This is a genomic window from Chlorobium sp., assembly GCF_049593655.1.
Classification (GTDB): domain Bacteria; phylum Bacteroidota; class Chlorobiia; order Chlorobiales; family Chlorobiaceae; genus Chlorobium.
Genome location: NZ_JBAWHG010000048.1, coordinates 24,704 through 39,708, shown reverse-complemented (window position 1 = coordinate 39,708; position 15,005 = coordinate 24,704). Strand labels below are relative to the sequence as shown.

Below are 15,005 nucleotides of genomic sequence, written 5' to 3'. Positions count from 1 at the left end.
TCTGTTGCAGTAAAGAGCCGATGAGCACCATGGCTGGTCCGGCAATCAGGGCGAGCGGGCTGGAAAAACGGTTCGGGGATGTCCGGGCTGTACAGGGGATCGATATCGAGGTCTCCGAGGGGGAACTGTTCGGCTTTCTCGGCCCGAACGGCGCGGGAAAAACTACCACCATGAGCATGCTTACGGGGCTGAGCCGTCCAGATGCCGGCTCGATAGTGATCGGAGGCATCGATTGCAGCCGCAACCCGAAGGCTGCCCAGCACCTGACAGGCGTTGTCTCCGACGAAAGCAATCTCTACCCCGAACTGAGCGGATTCGACAACCTCTGTTTTTCCGGCGCACTCTATGGCATGCGGCGAGAGGCACGGCGCCGAAGGGCTTCGGAGCTGCTCGATATGTTTGGTCTCGGCGAGGCCTCGTCGAGAAAGTTTTCCGGCTATTCCAAAGGCATGAAGCGCAGGCTGGTGATCGCCGCCGCCATCATGCACCGTCCGCCGCTTCTCTTTCTCGATGAGCCCACCTCCGGCATCGATGTCGAGAGCTCTCGCATGATACGCCAGCTGCTTTCCCTTCTGCATCGGGAGGGCGTCACCATATTTCTTACGACCCATTTCATCGGGGAGGCCGAGCGGCTGTGCGACCGGATAGCATTTATTGCCGGCGGAAGAATTGTTCGTACCGACACCGTCGAACGGCTGCTGCAGCCGGTTCAGGGGCGCCATGTCCTGACGGTTTCGCTTTCGGGCGGGTGTACGGTTCCGCTCGGGGATCTCGAACGGGCATTTCCGGGACTCGATTTTTATCTTCCGGCCCCGGACGAGCTGAGGGTTGAATCCGGTGAGCCGCTGAAAGCCGGTTCCCTGGTGCGGTTTCTCGAAGAGCGCGGAGTGGAGGTGGAGGAGGCCAGGAAACGAGTGCTTTCACTGGAAGACGTTTTTGTGGAGATAACCGGCATCGGAGCAGGAAGCATGCTGAAGGAAAAAGAGAGGGGGCGGCGGCAATGAAAACGTGGATTGCCTTTTGGGGAATTGTCCGCAAAGACATGACGGCATACTACCTCAAGCCTCCGAACGTGAGCTGGGGGCTGCTTTTTCCTCTTGCCTGGACAGGCATGTTTTTCATTCGTTCCGGTCAGGGGATCCATTCGCTTCTATCGGTGCTTCCCGGCATGATCGCCCTGTCTATTCTTTTCGGAACCAGTTCCATGCTTGCCGTTGCCGTCACGTTCGAGAAGAAGGCAAAGGCGTTCGACCGGCTGCTCCTTTCGCCGATACCGCTTGTTCTGCTCATGCTGGCCAAAACCTCAGGAGCAATCCTGTTCGGCATGTTCAACGCGCTGGTGCCGGTCCTGCTCGGATTCTGGTTTGCCGATCTTTCCGGCGCCGACTGGCGCATGGTGGTGCCGGCCGTGCTGCTTATGGCCGTCGTTTCGACCTATCTCAGTCTGCTGCTCGCCATTCTGGCCACCGAGGTGTTCGAGGTTCAGACGCTTTCGAACTTCGTGCGCTTTCCCATGATATTTCTCTGCGGGCTGTTTTTTCCGGTCACTGCCCTTCCGGGGTTTCTCCAGCCGGTATCCTTCATGCTTCCCCTCACCTACGGGGTGGATATCCTGCACGCGGCCATCCATGGAGAGCAGCTTCTGCCTTCGGCTCTCGATTTCGCCGCTCTTGCCGGTTTCTGCCTTCTGCTGTTCGTACTGTGCCTCCGCAGCATTAACCGGCACTGGATAGGGTAGCCGGGCCTTATTCCTCCATGAACTTTCTGCGGAGAATGGCGGTACGTAAAGGTACATTGCAACAATCGGCCTGCGTCTGCCGGCAACCTGAAAATCTGTCGATCATGGTATATTCATTGCAATACAGACCTTTTTGCGCATCGGCTTCGATAGGTTTTCTTCTGCTTCTTTTCATGGCGACCGGTTGCTCGGTACCATACTCGAAACCTGACGGATCCAGCCCCTCTTCGGCTCCCAGACTTATCGGCACGACCTGGAGGGCGGTTGAAATTCTGGATCGCAAGGCCTCCTTTTTTCCCGGCCAGAAAATAGATGCGCATCTCATTCTGCACAGCGGCGGGCGTGTTGGCGGCTCGACGGGCTGCAACAATATCAACGGCGTTTACAGCCATAAGGCGGCCAGACTTTCCTTCGTGTCGCTCGGGAGTACGCGCATGGCCTGTTCTCCGAAAATCATGGATCAGGAACGGCGCTTTCTTGGTGCCATGCGCGGCACGGCAGCTTATGAGATTTCAGGTCGCAGGCTGATTCTTCTTGACAGGGGAGGGCGAGCCGTTATGGAGCTTATACCGGTCAGGTGAGGCCGGCATGCGCTGTTTCGTGGTGTTTCGGGAACAGCGGAGGCTTCTGCCGCGTTGTTATGTTGCAATTGCACTCATGAGAGATTTTTGTATATTACGGCAATGTATTTCGTTTTACAGGGAACGCTTTTTTAGGAAAATCATGCACCGGAAGAACCTGAACAGCCTTGCGGCGGGCCTAGGTCTGCTACTACTCCAGAGCGGGAGGGCTCTAAGGGGAGGTGCTTTTTAGTTCGTTTTCCGCAGGAAAAGAACTGTTTTTAAAGCCGCCGGCCTCTCAGGGCTCGCGGCTTTTTTCGTTTCGAGGATTAAAAGATTAAAAAGAGGACAAGCAGGAATGAAAAAGAAAGGGATGAATTACCGGAAGTACACTGCCTATCCCGCAGTGGACATCGTCGGCCGGACATGGCCGGACAACACCATCAGCAAGGCTCCGATCTGGTGCAGCGTCGATTTGAGGGACGGCAACCAGGCGCTGCCGGTTCCGATGAGCGTGGACGAGAAGGTTGCGATGTTTCAGCTTCTTGTTTCCATCGGTTTCAAGGAGATAGAGGTTGGTTTCCCCTCGGCGTCGGCCACCGAGTTCGCTTTTGTTCGAAGGCTCGTCGAGCAGCATCTCATTCCCGATGACGTCACCATTCAGGTGCTGACCCAGGCACGGGAGCATCTCATCAGGAAAACCTTCGAGGCGGTCAGGGGTGCGGATCGTGCGATCGTGCATCTCTACAACTCGACCTCACGTCAGCAGCGGGATGTGGTGTTCCGCAAGAACAGGGAGGAGATCAAGGCCATCGCCGTCGAGGGCACGAAGCTCGTGCGCCGGCTGAAGGAGGAGAGCGGCAACTCAGGCATACGGTTCGAGTACACTCCGGAAAGCTTTACCGGCACCGAACTTGACTATGCGCTCGAAGTCTGTCATGCGGTGATGGACGCATGGGGGGTCGGCCCGGAGGACAGCATCATTATCAACCTGCCTTCGACCGTGGAGATGTCGAGGCCGAACATCTATGCCGACCGTATCGAGTGGTTCTGCCGCAACATCAAAAACCGTGACGCCGTCCTGATCAGCGTGCATGCGCACAACGATCGGGGAACTGCGGTCGCTACTGCCGAATTCGCCATGATGGCCGGCGCCGACCGGGTAGAGGGGGCCCTGTTCGGCAACGGGGAACGGTGCGGCAATATGGATATCGTTACCATGGCGCTGAACCTGTTCAGTCAGGGAGTCGATCCCGAACTCGATTTTTCCGATCTTCCGAGAATCCGCGAGGTCTATCGGAAGTGCACCCGCATGGATGTGCATGCGCGCCATCCCTACGCAGGGGAACTGGTCTATACGGCGTTTTCGGGTTCGCACCAGGATGCCATCAGCAAGGGCATGAAAGCGCATCAGGGCTCGCAGGACGGTATCTGGGACGTTCCCTATCTGCCGATCGATCCTCAGGATGTCGGGTGCAACTACGAGGCTATCGTGCGCATCAACAGCCAGTCCGGCAAGGGTGGCGTGGCCTATGTGCTTGAGCTGGATTACGGCATCCAGATTCCCAAGTGGATGCAGCCCGATTTTGCCGAAGCGGTTCAGGCCGTTGCCGACCGGACCGGCGAGGAGCTGTCTCCGGAGCGCATTCATGAACTGTTTCACGAGGAGTACGTGAAGCTCAAGGAGCCGTTCGTGCTGAAAAAATGCCACATCAGCTGGGACGATGAGGATCCCGGGCGTATTGACGAAGAGGCGACCATCATTACCTGTACGGTTCAGATGAAGGACAGGGAGTTCGGCATAGACGCCAAGGGCAACGGTCCTGTCGATGCGTTTGTCAAGGGTTTCATGGAGGTGAGCGGTCTTGATTTCAGCGTTGAGAATTATGCCGAACACGCCATCGGTCAGAGTGCAGGGGCGCTTGCGGTGGCCTACATCAGAATCGGCTGTTCCGACGGCAGGGTATCCTACGGTGCCGGTATCGATTCCAACATCAGCCTTGCCTCGATCAAGGCTATTGTCAGCGCCCTGAACCGCCTCCCTTAAAAGCATACCCGGATCTGCAGCGGTTTTCCGCAGCAGATCCGGTGGGTGTTGCGTTTTTTTTGTATCTTAAACAGAAATAATTTCCATTTAGGATATGCAGGACGCCCTCGATCTGATCAGGAAAGCCGGCCTCAAGGCAACACCCAGGCGCCGGGCGATGATCGACCTCTTCCGTGAGAGCCTTAAGCCGCTCTCGCCTCTCGAGGTGCAGGCCGTTCTGAAGGCGGAGTTCGGCAGGTGCGGACTGCCGGGAATCTACCGCAACCTCGATACGCTTGCGGAGTGCGGCATTCTGTTCCGTCTGGCAGGTTTCGGCAGGGAAAGGCGCTATGCCATCTGTTCCGGCCTCAGCAGGCATCATCACCACCATATTGTCTGTGTTTCCTGCGGCCAAATAGGCCGGATCGACGAGTGCCGGTACCCCGACGGCATGATGGTCGGCGGTTACCGGGTGCTTTCCCATATTGCGCAGTTCGAAGGAATCTGTCCCTCCTGTCTATCAGAAACAAACAAAGGCCAATCATGATCCAGAGAACGGTTACCCTCCTGTCCATGCTGCTGCTTCTGCTGCTCCAGAACGGCTGCGGCACATCTCCCGAAAGCGGCAGGATTCGGATTGTCGCTTCGATAGCTCCGCTGGCATATTTTGCCGAAAGGATAGGAGGCGACCGTATCGCCGTATCGGTCATGGTGCCGCCGGGAGGAAATCCTCACAGCTATGAACCGACTCCCCGGCAGATGTCCGCCCTTTCCGGCGCTTCACTGTTCGTCAAGGCCGGTTCCGGAGTGGAGTTCGAACTGGACTGGATGCCCCGAATGCTTTCGCTCAACCCGAAGCTTCGGGTCTGCGATGCTTCTGAAGGTGTCACCCTCATTCCCGTGAGCCAGGAAGAGCATGCCGATGAAGAAGAGCACCATGATGATGCCGATCACCATCACCATGGCCGCTTTGATCCGCACTACTGGCTCTCTCCTGAAAATGGCGTCATTATTGCAAGGAATATCGAGAAGGCTCTCGTTCAGGCCGATCCGTCCAATCGGGAGCGTTATGCCGCCAATGCCGATGAGCTCGTTTCAGAACTGGAATCGCTGCAGATCGATATCCGTAACCGGCTTGCACCGCTGAAGAACCGCAGCTTTCTTGTGTTTCATCCGGCCTGGGGATACTATGCCGCCGCATTCGGTCTGAAACAGATAGCCGCCGAAGAGGAGGGCAAGACGCTCACGCCCCGTCAGCTGCAGGAGGTCATAGAGCGGGCAAGAACCTCGAACATCCGGGTGGTTTTCGTTTCTCCTCAATTCAGCACGGTCCAGGCCGAAGCCATAGCGAGAGATATCGGCGGCGTGACCGGAACGGTCGATCCGCTTGCCCGGGACTATCAGGAGAATCTCCGGCAGGCAACCGGGGCGTTTCTGAAGGCGATGCAATGACGCGCGAGATCGTCCGCTGCGACAGGCTCGGCGTGGAGCTTGGAGGGGTAACGGTGCTCAGGGACCTCTCCTTTTCGGTTGATGAAGGCGATTTTCTTGCCATTGTCGGCCCGAACGGAGGAGGGAAAACCACGCTGCTTCGCGTACTGCTCGGCCTGCAGAAGCCTGTCGAAGGTCGCGTCCTGGTGTTCGGAGCCGTTCCGGGGCGCTTTCCCGAAAAGATCGGCTATGTTCCCCAGCGGCTTTTTTTCGATCGTGATTTTCCCCTCGGGGTCAGGGAAGCGGTGCTGATGGGGCGGATGGCATTGAAAACCCCCTTTCAGCACTACAACAAAGCCGACAGGGCGGCGGCCGATGAAGCGCTGGGGATTGTCGGGCTGAGTGCGCTCGGTAACCGCAGAATCGGCGCTCTTTCAGGGGGTGAGTTGCAGCGTGTCCTTATTGCGCGCGCTCTTGCCGGAAAGCCCGAACTGCTTCTGCTCGATGAACCGACGGCAAGCGTCGATCCTGAAATGAGGACATCTATCTATGATCTGCTGGATCAGCTCAAAAAAAGTATCACCATTGTTCTGGTGACCCACGATACCGGTACGGTCAGCCGTTTTGTCGGGAGAGTGCTCTGCCTTAACTGCAGCATGGTGATGCGGGAAAACCCCGAGGGCACCCCGGGAGGAGATACCGCCCGGCAGATCTATCCCTACACGGTCGATCTGCTGGTTCATCATCCTCACGCTCACGATCGGCCGGAATCCAACGTCAAATCCTGACTCCATGAACGGCGATATCTTTGCCTTTGAATTTTTTCGCAATGCGGTGCTGGCCTCGCTGCTCGCAAGCATAGCCTGCGGCATTACCGGCAGTTACGTCGTGGTGAAAAAAGTCGGTTTTATCAGTGGGGGCATAGCCCATACCGCATTCGGCGGCATAGGGCTCGGCTACTATCTCGGCATCAATCCGCTTTTCGGCGTCATTCCCTTCAGCCTTGGAGCCGCCATTGCCATCGGTCTGCTCAGCAGAAAGGCGAAGGTTGCCGAAGATACGGCGATAGCCGCGTTCTGGGCTGTCGGTATGGCTGTGGGTGTCATTCTGATCGGCCTTACCCCCGGATATGCTCCGAATCTGTTCAGTTACCTGTTCGGCAACATTCTGACGGTTCCGACGGGTGATCTCTGGATGATCGCCATGCTCGACCTGCTGATTGCAGCCGTGACCTGGCTGTTCGGCAAGGAGTTTCTGGCGCTTTCTTTCGATGAGGAGTATGCCGAGGTTTCCGGGGTGAAAACCACCCTGTTCTACCTGCTGCTGCTCTGCCTCATAGCGCTTACCGTGGTTATTCTTGTCCGGGTGGTCGGTATCGTGCTGGTTATCGCCCTGCTGACCATACCGGCGGCGATCGCAAGGGTTTTCAGCCGCACTCTCGGAGGGATGATGCTGCTTGCCACACTGTTTTCCGCGTTTTTCTGCCTGACGGGGCTCTGGCTGTCCTATGAACTCGATCTCGCCTCCGGTGCGACGATCATCATTCTGGCCGGAGCTGCGTTTCTGCTGGTCCATGCCGGCCGGCTGGTCATTTCTTCCCGGCGGGCACGATGACCACCGGGCACTGCGCCCTGCGCACGACTCCTTCCGATACGCTGCCGATCAGCAGATGATAGAGCGCTCCGTGACCGTGTGATCCGAGAATGATCATGCCTGCCCGGAACCGCTCCGCAGCTTCGATAATGGCTTTTACCTCGTCACTGTGGGCGATGTGTGCGGATACCTCGATTCCCCGGGTTTTCAGGGTTTCCGCGATTTCGAGAAGCTGTTCACGGGCCCGGCTTTCGGGGAGTATTCCCTCCTGTGATGCAGGCTGTTCCTGAGCGGGCATCAGGGGTTCAATGCTGTTCTCCATATCGAGGACCGGTGTTGCCGGTGCGATGACATGCAGCAGAAAAACCTTTGCCCGGAGTGCGTCGGCCAGTGTGCAGGCGTGAGTGACGATTTCTCCTGTGGTTTCCGAAAAATCGATGGCGACAAGCAGGTTCATGGATGGTTTTCTCCGCTGAAAGACCGGAACTCCCGCACGACTTTCTGCATCGATTCCGGATCGTTGATGTTGCTGATGGCGCGGCTGCCGGAAAGCGTTATCTCGCCTATTCGACGGTTTTCGAGGAGCGCCTGCAGCGAATGGTTGCCTTCTGCATGGCCGGCAAGCAGCGCGGCTCTCGATTTCGGCTCGTAGCAGGCCGAGAGCGGTTCGAATTTTCCTGATCCGGGAATCCTGAACGCGGTCGCGAAGCGCAGCGGCATGCGGTTTTCGAGAAGTTCGCCAAGCAGGGCCGCGTCGAGAAACGGCATGTCGCAGGCAACGGCAAGCCATGCGGTTTGAGGGTGGCGCTGCTGCGCCGACAGCAATCCTCCTGCCGGGCCGGTTTCAAGGTAACGGTCGGTAATGACCGGCAGTCCGAAAGATGCATAGATATCCTCCTGGTCGCTGCGGCAGGAGAGGAACACTTCCCGGCAGTGCTCTTTGAGAAGCGCCGCCGTATGCAGAATCTGGTTTTCGCCGTGATAGGAAAGCAGGGCCTTGTCGGTGCCCATTCTGCGGCTTCTGCCTCCGGCAAGGATCAGGCCCGACAGAGGCGTTTCCGATACGTTTCCTGCAAAAAACGACTCGATGAAGGCGGTAATGGTGTCGATGTCGTCGCGATGGAAAACGGGGATGTCGCAAGGGGAGCAGGGGAATTCCGTTTCGGCGCCGGTCGAGACCAGTGCGACGACCTGCGGTATGGCGCCGGCGGCAAGCTGTTCGAGAATCTTCCTTTCCCGGTCAACCATCAGCAGCTTGGGCAGCTGCAGCTCCTTCAGACCCTCCACCAGCAGCATGTCGCAGTCCAGAAAAACCGTACGTTCCGATAACTGCCGGTTTCCGGTTCCGGTAATCACCGCTTTTTTCTCCGGGTCGGAGATCATGACGGTGCCTGCTCCGGCCTTTTGAAGCGTATGGGAGTCCTTGCCTTCACGGTCTATATCGAAACGGTGGCATCCGTGCTTGTAGTAGCCGACCGCAAACCGTTCCGAAAGACGGTTTACGACTGCGGCAGCAAGGGTTGTCTTTCCGGTCCCGGAAAACCCCGAAAGCGCTATTTCAAAGGGATGAAAAAGCATAGGTGGTCGTTTGCAGTCCCGGTGCCGTGCGACACTGCAGCGGGAAAGCCTTGCCGGGGTACGGGGAGATGCGCTGCAGTTATGCTTTTGCCTGTTTCTTTTCCTGCAGAATCATGATGACGGCTGCAGTAACGCCGGGCAACCATCCGAGCAGGGTGAGAATGCCTGTCAGCATGATTGTTCCAGCCTCCTTGTTCATGACGGCGGCGGGAGGGAGAATAAAGGCAAGTATCCAGCGGCGAATATCCATAACGGGCTCCGGTTTTCGATTTTTACAATGGTAAAACCGCTGAAATTTAATACTTCTCGGAACAACAACCAACGCAAAACCGATATGGCGCTCTTCTGAACGATCTTCTGCTGTCGATAACTTGTTTTTTAGTGTTAAAGTTTTAAATTAGAGTCCCCTTCGAAATGATCCTGAGTGATAACAATTGTATACTCACGGTTTTTTGAACATAAATTGGAATATTTTGCATAAAACAGTTCATCCCGACGTGGTTTTGGATGATGTTGATGAGGTAATCGACGAGCCGAACTTTAATAACCCCAATACCTCACCCGAACCGCCAAGTCCCTACGCCGACCTGGAAAAAAAGTACCGCAAAAACAGGTTCAACAAGAGCAGGAACAAAAATTCTTCCGATCCTCAAGGCTACAACAGCAAGCTTGCATCCGCCTCGCCCAAAGCTTCGAGAGGCAACAAAGTCCAGAAAAGAAAAACAACAGGAAAATCTCCCTCGAAACCCGCCCGCTTTTCTCCAGGAAAACGCAGTTCATGACGGCAGGCTGCCGCATACGGTAAGCAGCTTGTGAAAGCAGAAAAGTTTTTGGAGGGGATGTTCAGCTGAAGGGGGGAACAAGCCTTCTTTATCGTATGCATTTTGAAATACAGGCACACCGGGGAGCGAGGGCGTTCTTTCCCGAGAACACCGTTCAGGCCTTCTGCAAGGCTGCGGATCTGGGTGTGAGGGTTATCGAACTCGATCTTCTTGTTTCCGGAGATCACCAGCTTGTCGTTTCCCACGATCCGTGCCTCGGCGCTCCGCACGCTGCAGCTCCCGACGGCAGGCCGCTCGGAGAGAAGGATCAGGGGCGTTTTTGTCTGTACGATATGTCCTACGCTGAAATCGCAGCTTTCGGTTGCGGCCTTCCCGACCCGCATTTTCCCCTGCAGCGGGGTATCGATACAGCAAAACCGCTTATAGCAGATGTTTTCCGCCAGGTGGACGCCCATATGCTTGCCCATCATCTTCCGGGAGAGATGATTTTCAATCTCGAACTCAAATCCTGGCCGGACAGGGATAACGAGCTGCATCCGCCGCCGGATGTCTACGCGTTTCTTGTTGCCGGGCAAATCCACCGAACCTCCATGGCATCGAGAGTCAGGGTCCAGTCGTTTGACGACCGCCTTCTGAGGGAGGTAAGGATGCGTTATCCGGAATTGTGTTTCGGATTTCTGGTCGATGACGGCTCCCGTCTCGCCAACTTCAGGGCGGAAACAGGTTTTGTTCCTGCCTATGTCAATCCGTATTATTCACTCCTGAACACCCAACTGGTCGAAAGGCTGCACAGCGAGGGTGTTCGTGTCGTTCCCTGGACGGTAAACCGTCCGGAAGAGATGCTTCGCCTGAAGCGCATGGGAGCCGACGGCATCATCACCGACCACCCGGAACTTGCCCTGCAGCTCGAAGAGCTCTTTGCATGAAACCGATTCATCCCGAAAAAGAGGAGCGCTATGGACTTTACCCATCTTGACGAACACGGACATGTCGCCATGGTCGATGTTTCCCATAAACCCGGAACCCAGAGATCCGCAACGGCATCCGGATCCATTTCGATGCGTCCGGAAACCATTCTTCTGCTTTCAGGGGAGGCCATTCCAAAAGGAAACGTTCTCACTGCGGCCAAGATTGCCGGAATTCAGGCGGCCAAACAGACGGCTCACCTCATTCCTCTCTGTCATCAGCTCAATCTCTCCTGGGTGGATATCTCCTTTGCCGTGCTCGAAGACCGCATTGCCATTTCGGCTACGGCCAGAACCCGGGAGTCCACCGGTGTCGAGATGGAGGCGCTCACAGCCGTGTCGGTAGCCGCCCTGACTATTTACGACATGTGCAAGGCTCTCGATTCCACAATGGAGATCGGCTCCATCCGTCTCGAGGGGAAAACCGGCGGGAAAAAGCAGCTCGCCGTGGAGTACCGGCCGAGAACATCCATTCTCGTGCTTTCCGATTCCATCGCTGCCGGAAAGGGGTGCGACCGTTCAGGAAACGTGCTGCGGGAGGGTCTTGAGTCCGCGGGATGTACGATTGAAGAGCTTCGGATCATTGCCGACACGAAAGAGGAGATCGGGGCCGCTGTCGAAGAGTGGGTTGCGGGGGGGGTAGAGCTGATCGTGACTTCCGGCGGCACCGGTCTCGGTCCAAGGGATGTTACGGTCGATACCCTGCAGCCGATGTTTACCAGAAAACTTCCGGGGATCGAACAGGCCCTGTTCAACTGGGGGCAGGGGAAAACAAAAACCGCAATGCTTTCGAGACTTGCAGCCGGAATGATCGGTGATTCGCTTCTGATATGCCTTCCCGGCAGTCCCGGCGCTGCGGCGGATGCTCTCGAGGTGCTTGTTCCCGCGGTTTTCCATGCTTTTGCCATGCTCAAAGGGGAGGGTCACCAGCCATGATTACCGTCCAGGATGCTCATCGCTTGATACGGGAGTCCGTCGGAGTGCTGCCCCTCGAATACCAGCCGCTTGTGCGGCTGCAGGGGCGTGTTCTGGGTGAAGATGTCGCCGCCCCGTTTCACCTGCCCCGTTTCACCAATGCCGCCATGGATGGCTTTGCCCTCCGGCATGCCGATATTGAGGGTGCGTCGCGGGATACTCCGGCCAGGCTGCAGGTCGTTTCCGAAGTTGCTGCCGGCGCCATGCCCGTACGGCCCGTTGTACCGGGAACCTGCGTTCAGATCATGACCGGAGCGCCGTTGCCGGACGGTGCAGATACGGTTGTGGCTTTCGAACAGACCAGCGGATTCGGCAGCCGGGAGGTTTCGGTTTTTTCAGCCCCGAAACAGGGCGCCAATATCCGTTTCGCAGGCGAGGAGGCAGCCGGCGGCGCCGTGCTGCTGCGAAAAGGAACGACCGTTACGCCTTCGGAGATTGCCGTGCTCGCCACACTGGGCATTGAGGGAGCGCTTGCCTGCGGTGTTCCGAGGGTGGCGCTTGTCACGGTAGGCGATGAACTTCGGACGCCGGGAGAGGCGCTCGATGGTCCGGCCATCTACAACAGCAACCGCTTCATGCTGCAGGCGCTCTGCCGCGCATGGGGTATCGAGCCCGTGCTTCAGCTGCATGCTCGTGACGACAGGGAGGCCCTGCGGGACGTGCTTGCCGAGGCTCTTGCCGGATGTGACATGCTGGTGACGGCAGGAGGGATTTCAACCGGTGAATACGACTATGTGCAGGAACTGCTTCGCGAAGCCGGCGTAACTTCCCGATTCTGGACGGTAGCCCAGAAACCGGGAAAACCGCTTTATTTCGGAGTCAGCGGCGACCATCGTCCGGTTTTTGCCCTGCCGGGAAATCCGGTTTCGGCAATGACCTGTTTTCATGAGTATGTCGTTCCGGCACTCTTTCTGCAGCAGGGCCGGGTGCTTCCCGGAAAGATGGACGCACTGCTTGCCGAACCCTTCCCCGCCGATAAAAAACGGCACCGTTTTCTGCCTGGCGCCATCTGGCAGGAGAACGGCCGCTTGTACTGCAGGGTATCCCGGAAGGTCGAGTCGCATATGATCACCGCTCTTGCCGGCGCCGACGGCATCATCGAATCCGGGCCCGCTCCTGATGCGCTTGCGGCCGGCAGCACCGTGGTCTGCTCGATATTTCCCTGGGCTGAAATCATGCAAGCCGCCGGGGAGGAGTGAATGCAGGATCAGGGGCTACGGCCGTCGCAGGCTGCGGAGCAGCTTTTCCCCCTCGCCGAGGAGCAGCTCCAGTTCAACAGCTGAAACTCCGGCCGGACTGAACATCAGGCGGTCGATCGACTCAAGCTGCTTTTCAAGTTCCTTGCAGATATCCCGCGATACGCCTTTTTCCAGAAGTGCGGCAGAAAGCTGCGCCCTGGTGAGGCTTTCCGGTTTCGGAACGCCCTTTTGCCCGATGATGGTGTACAGCGCGTTTTTCATCTCCTGCGGAGTTTCGCCGCCTGATGGGAGTAGAGCTCCGCTTCGAGTCTCCTGCCGCCGGGACCCTCTTCCATGCAGCTTGTTTCTGACAAGCGCCATCGTCAGAAAGACCAGAAGAGCGGTAACGGCAAGTGCGGCCGCAGGCAGAGCGGGAGCCGTTTTTTTTGCGGGCTCTTCCGGTGCGCTATCCGGCAGCCGGCTTGTGCCGGTGGCTTTTTCGGCAGGCAGTACGCTGATCGCGATCGGGTCGGCGGAAAGCGTCCGGTAGCGGTTTTTAAGGGGATCGAAATAGACGAAACGCATCCCCGGAATGGTCTCTTTTCCGGTTTGGTCAGGATAGATGGTTACTCTGCATGAGAATGAGCCTGCAGCATAGGCCTTGCTGCTGTCGAGATGCAGCGCCGTAACCGGAGGTCTCTGGTGGAATGCAGGCGGGAAAACGAGCCTGGGAGCGCTGAGCGCCGCAAGGTTGCCGGTTCCGGCAATGGTCAGGGCTATCGTAACCGGCTCGCCGGCTCTCAGGACCGTACGATCGGCTGTTCGCTCGAAGGAGAATGAGCCTACAGCTCCCTGGAACCCTTCAGGCGCAGGCTCCGGCAACTGCCTGACACGGATGGGCATTTCAGGAGCGGCAAGCACGGTGTTTGCGTTTTTGCCCGGTGGCGGCACATCGGGGAAAAGGCACCGGAGGCGGTATCCCCTGATGCTTTGCTCTCCGGGCTGCAGGGCCGAAATCCGGTACTGCCGCACAAGTGCGCTCCGGTAGAGGGTGCCGTCGATCGTGACGGGCATGCTTTTGACATAGCGCCCGGGATCGATCTCTTCAGCCCGGAATCCTTCGAGCGCAGGATCCGACAGGTCGGAAACCTGCGGGGCGTCACCGGTGAAACAGAGGGTGAAGGAGAGGATGACCTCCTCTCCGGCGTAGGGGGTTCTGTTGGAGATGGTTGTGCGTATGAACGGCGCTTTTTTTGTCGGTGTCCGTTCGCCGTTTGCGGTCGCAGCAAGACAGAATACGGCTACAGCCGCCATCAGGAGAGCGCTCAGCGCAGATCGGACGGTATTCCGCATGGACCCCCTTCCGCGGTTGTTTATTTTTTCAGTTCCCTGGAGCGTGCCGCCGCCGCCGAGACCGTATCAACGAGAATCTGTCGGATGTTCCGCTCGTCCATCACCTGCAGACCGGCTTCGGTCGTTCCTCCGGGAGTGGTGACATCCCTGATCAGTTCTTCAGGGCTTCTGTCGCCGGAGAGCACCATTTTGGCCGCGCCAAGCATGGTCTGTGTGCTCAGGAGCAGGGCGTCCTCCCGCGAAAGCCCGCACTGCATGCCTCCCTCGACAAGCGAAGCGATGATGTGGAACATGTAGGCTGGTCCGCTGCCCGATACCGCGGTGGCGGCATCCATGAGCTGTTCGCTGTCAAGCACGACGGTCCTGCCGATTGCCCGGAACAGCTCTCCGGCAAGCTCGATATCCTCGTCCGTCGCCGCCGCACCACGACACAGGGCGGTCATGCCTTCGCCGGCAAATGCCGGAGTGTTCGGCATCACCCGTATCACTCTCGTTTTTTCGTTCGTGTGTTGCCGGATGAATTCCGAAGAAATGCCGGCAGCCACACTCAGAATCAGATGCCTCTGGGTGAGAAATGGTTTCAGTTCGCCGAGTACGCCCTCTATCTGGTAAGGTTTCACCGAAAGGACGATCACCTCCGCTTTTCCTGCAAGCGCTTCGATGGAAGGGCACGCCTCAACGGGGTAGGCTTCCGATATGCTTTCGATAGCCGCCGGGAGGGTATCGTAGCCGCAGAGGGTTATGTTTTCTTTTTTTGCGAGTCCGGCAATCAGCGCCCGGGCGATTCTTCCGGTGCCGATAAAGCCGGTATGGAGAGTGTTCATCG

Annotated in this window: 17 protein-coding genes; 12 read left to right on the top strand and 5 right to left on the bottom strand. The window is 57.5% G+C overall.

Annotated elements, in window-relative coordinates; genetic code table 11:
- Positions 1 to 20: 20 nt before the first annotated feature.
- The 8 genes from WBP50_RS08190 to WBP50_RS08155 all read left to right on the top strand — a co-directional run bounded on the left by WBP50_RS08190 (position 21) and on the right by WBP50_RS08155 (position 7,369).
- Positions 21 to 1,004: an ABC transporter ATP-binding protein gene (locus WBP50_RS08190; protein WP_423933260.1), complete on the top strand. Its 984-nt coding sequence runs from the start codon at positions 21 to 23 to the stop codon at positions 1,002 to 1,004.
- Positions 1,001 to 1,738, top strand: a complete 738-nt coding sequence (locus WBP50_RS08185) for an ABC transporter permease (protein ID WP_423933257.1) — start codon at positions 1,001 to 1,003, stop codon at positions 1,736 to 1,738. The genes WBP50_RS08190 and WBP50_RS08185 overlap by 4 nt, the downstream gene beginning before the upstream one ends.
- A gap of 104 nt (positions 1,739 to 1,842) precedes the next feature.
- Complete coding sequence (locus WBP50_RS08180; RefSeq protein ID WP_423933255.1) at positions 1,843 to 2,319, top strand: META domain-containing protein; 477 nt, start codon at positions 1,843 to 1,845, stop codon at positions 2,317 to 2,319.
- A gap of 337 nt (positions 2,320 to 2,656) precedes the next feature.
- Positions 2,657 to 4,345, top strand: a complete 1,689-nt coding sequence (gene leuA, locus WBP50_RS08175; RefSeq protein ID WP_423933252.1) for a 2-isopropylmalate synthase — start codon at positions 2,657 to 2,659, stop codon at positions 4,343 to 4,345.
- A 94-nt stretch (positions 4,346 to 4,439) separates the two neighbouring features.
- Complete coding sequence (locus WBP50_RS08170) at positions 4,440 to 4,871, top strand: Fur family transcriptional regulator (RefSeq protein WP_423933249.1); 432 nt, start codon at positions 4,440 to 4,442, stop codon at positions 4,869 to 4,871.
- Positions 4,868 to 5,776: a metal ABC transporter solute-binding protein, Zn/Mn family gene (locus WBP50_RS08165; protein WP_423933246.1), complete on the top strand. Its 909-nt coding sequence runs from the start codon at positions 4,868 to 4,870 to the stop codon at positions 5,774 to 5,776. Before WBP50_RS08170 ends, WBP50_RS08165 begins: the two co-directional genes overlap by 4 nt.
- Positions 5,773 to 6,543 carry a metal ABC transporter ATP-binding protein gene (locus WBP50_RS08160; RefSeq protein ID WP_423933243.1) on the top strand — a complete coding sequence of 257 codons (771 nt, stop codon included), beginning with the start codon at positions 5,773 to 5,775 and terminating at the stop codon, positions 6,541 to 6,543. The genes WBP50_RS08165 and WBP50_RS08160 overlap by 4 nt, the downstream gene beginning before the upstream one ends.
- 4 nt (positions 6,544 to 6,547) lie before the next feature.
- Positions 6,548 to 7,369 (top strand): metal ABC transporter permease, encoded by an 822-nt coding sequence (locus WBP50_RS08155; protein WP_423933240.1) that lies wholly within the window; start codon positions 6,548 to 6,550, stop codon positions 7,367 to 7,369.
- On the opposite strand, the gene WBP50_RS08150 is transcribed toward WBP50_RS08155, so the two are convergent.
- The 3 genes from WBP50_RS08150 to WBP50_RS08140 all read right to left on the bottom strand — a co-directional run bounded on the left by WBP50_RS08150 (position 7,344) and on the right by WBP50_RS08140 (position 9,176).
- Complete coding sequence (locus tag WBP50_RS08150; RefSeq protein ID WP_423933238.1) at positions 7,344 to 7,805, bottom strand: universal stress protein; 462 nt, start codon at positions 7,803 to 7,805, stop codon at positions 7,344 to 7,346. The genes WBP50_RS08155 and WBP50_RS08150 overlap by 26 nt on opposite strands.
- Positions 7,802 to 8,926, bottom strand: a complete 1,125-nt coding sequence (gene mobAB / locus WBP50_RS08145; protein WP_423933235.1) for a bifunctional molybdenum cofactor guanylyltransferase MobA/molybdopterin-guanine dinucleotide biosynthesis adaptor protein MobB — start codon at positions 8,924 to 8,926, stop codon at positions 7,802 to 7,804. The genes WBP50_RS08150 and mobAB overlap by 4 nt, the downstream gene beginning before the upstream one ends.
- A gap of 79 nt (positions 8,927 to 9,005) precedes the next feature.
- Complete coding sequence (locus tag WBP50_RS08140) at positions 9,006 to 9,176, bottom strand: YqaE/Pmp3 family membrane protein (RefSeq protein WP_423933232.1); 171 nt, start codon at positions 9,174 to 9,176, stop codon at positions 9,006 to 9,008.
- 202 nt (positions 9,177 to 9,378) lie between these two features.
- On the opposite strand from WBP50_RS08140, the gene WBP50_RS08135 reads away from it, so the two are divergent.
- The 4 genes from WBP50_RS08135 (at position 9,379) to glp (ending at position 12,847) form a co-directional block, all read left to right on the top strand.
- The gene (locus tag WBP50_RS08135; RefSeq protein WP_423933230.1) at positions 9,379 to 9,708 is read left to right on the top strand and encodes a hypothetical protein; all 330 of its coding nucleotides are present in this window, start codon (positions 9,379 to 9,381) and stop codon (positions 9,706 to 9,708) included.
- Between the two features lie 95 nt (positions 9,709 to 9,803).
- Entirely contained in the window at positions 9,804 to 10,634 is an 831-nt protein-coding gene (locus WBP50_RS08130) for a glycerophosphodiester phosphodiesterase family protein (RefSeq protein WP_423933227.1), read from the top strand.
- Positions 10,635 to 10,664: 30 nt separating this feature from the next.
- Positions 10,665 to 11,609 carry a bifunctional molybdenum cofactor biosynthesis protein MoaC/MoaB gene (gene moaCB / locus WBP50_RS08125; RefSeq protein WP_423933225.1) on the top strand — a complete coding sequence of 315 codons (945 nt, stop codon included), beginning with the start codon at positions 10,665 to 10,667 and terminating at the stop codon, positions 11,607 to 11,609.
- Positions 11,606 to 12,847, top strand: coding sequence for a gephyrin-like molybdotransferase Glp (gene glp / locus WBP50_RS08120; RefSeq protein ID WP_423933223.1), 1,242 nt, complete (start codon positions 11,606 to 11,608; stop codon positions 12,845 to 12,847). The genes moaCB and glp overlap by 4 nt, the downstream gene beginning before the upstream one ends.
- Positions 12,848 to 12,862: 15 nt before the next feature.
- Here glp and WBP50_RS08115 read toward each other — a convergent pair whose 3' ends face one another.
- A complete protein-coding gene (locus WBP50_RS08115) occupies positions 12,863 to 14,179 on the bottom strand; it encodes a BatD family protein (protein ID WP_423933220.1) in 1,317 nt (438 codons plus the stop codon).
- 20 nt (positions 14,180 to 14,199) lie between these two features.
- On the bottom strand, positions 14,200 to 15,003 hold the full coding sequence (gene proC, locus WBP50_RS08110) for a pyrroline-5-carboxylate reductase (RefSeq protein ID WP_423933217.1): 804 nt from the start codon (positions 15,001 to 15,003) through the stop codon (positions 14,200 to 14,202).
- Positions 15,004 to 15,005 lie beyond the last annotated feature (2 nt).

Coding starts and splice junctions, on each gene's coding strand:
- WBP50_RS08190 (WP_423933260.1), top strand. CDS start 21: ATGAGCACCATGGCTGGTCCGGCAATCAGGGCGAGCGGGCTGGAAAAA.
- WBP50_RS08185 (WP_423933257.1), top strand. CDS start 1,001: ATGAAAACGTGGATTGCCTTTTGGGGAATTGTCCGCAAAGACATGACG.
- WBP50_RS08180 (WP_423933255.1), top strand. CDS start 1,843: ATGGTATATTCATTGCAATACAGACCTTTTTGCGCATCGGCTTCGATA.
- leuA (WP_423933252.1), top strand. CDS start 2,657: ATGAAAAAGAAAGGGATGAATTACCGGAAGTACACTGCCTATCCCGCA.
- WBP50_RS08170 (WP_423933249.1), top strand. CDS start 4,440: ATGCAGGACGCCCTCGATCTGATCAGGAAAGCCGGCCTCAAGGCAACA.
- WBP50_RS08165 (WP_423933246.1), top strand. CDS start 4,868: ATGATCCAGAGAACGGTTACCCTCCTGTCCATGCTGCTGCTTCTGCTG.
- WBP50_RS08160 (WP_423933243.1), top strand. CDS start 5,773: ATGACGCGCGAGATCGTCCGCTGCGACAGGCTCGGCGTGGAGCTTGGA.
- WBP50_RS08155 (WP_423933240.1), top strand. CDS start 6,548: ATGAACGGCGATATCTTTGCCTTTGAATTTTTTCGCAATGCGGTGCTG.
- WBP50_RS08150 (WP_423933238.1), bottom strand. CDS start 7,805: ATGAACCTGCTTGTCGCCATCGATTTTTCGGAAACCACAGGAGAAATC.
- mobAB (WP_423933235.1), bottom strand. CDS start 8,926: ATGCTTTTTCATCCCTTTGAAATAGCGCTTTCGGGGTTTTCCGGGACC.
- WBP50_RS08140 (WP_423933232.1), bottom strand. CDS start 9,176: ATGGATATTCGCCGCTGGATACTTGCCTTTATTCTCCCTCCCGCCGCC.
- WBP50_RS08130 (WP_423933227.1), top strand. CDS start 9,804: ATGCATTTTGAAATACAGGCACACCGGGGAGCGAGGGCGTTCTTTCCC.
- moaCB (WP_423933225.1), top strand. CDS start 10,665: ATGGACTTTACCCATCTTGACGAACACGGACATGTCGCCATGGTCGAT.
- glp (WP_423933223.1), top strand. CDS start 11,606: ATGATTACCGTCCAGGATGCTCATCGCTTGATACGGGAGTCCGTCGGA.
- WBP50_RS08115 (WP_423933220.1), bottom strand. CDS start 14,179: ATGCGGAATACCGTCCGATCTGCGCTGAGCGCTCTCCTGATGGCGGCT.
- proC (WP_423933217.1), bottom strand. CDS start 15,003: ATGAACACTCTCCATACCGGCTTTATCGGCACCGGAAGAATCGCCCGG.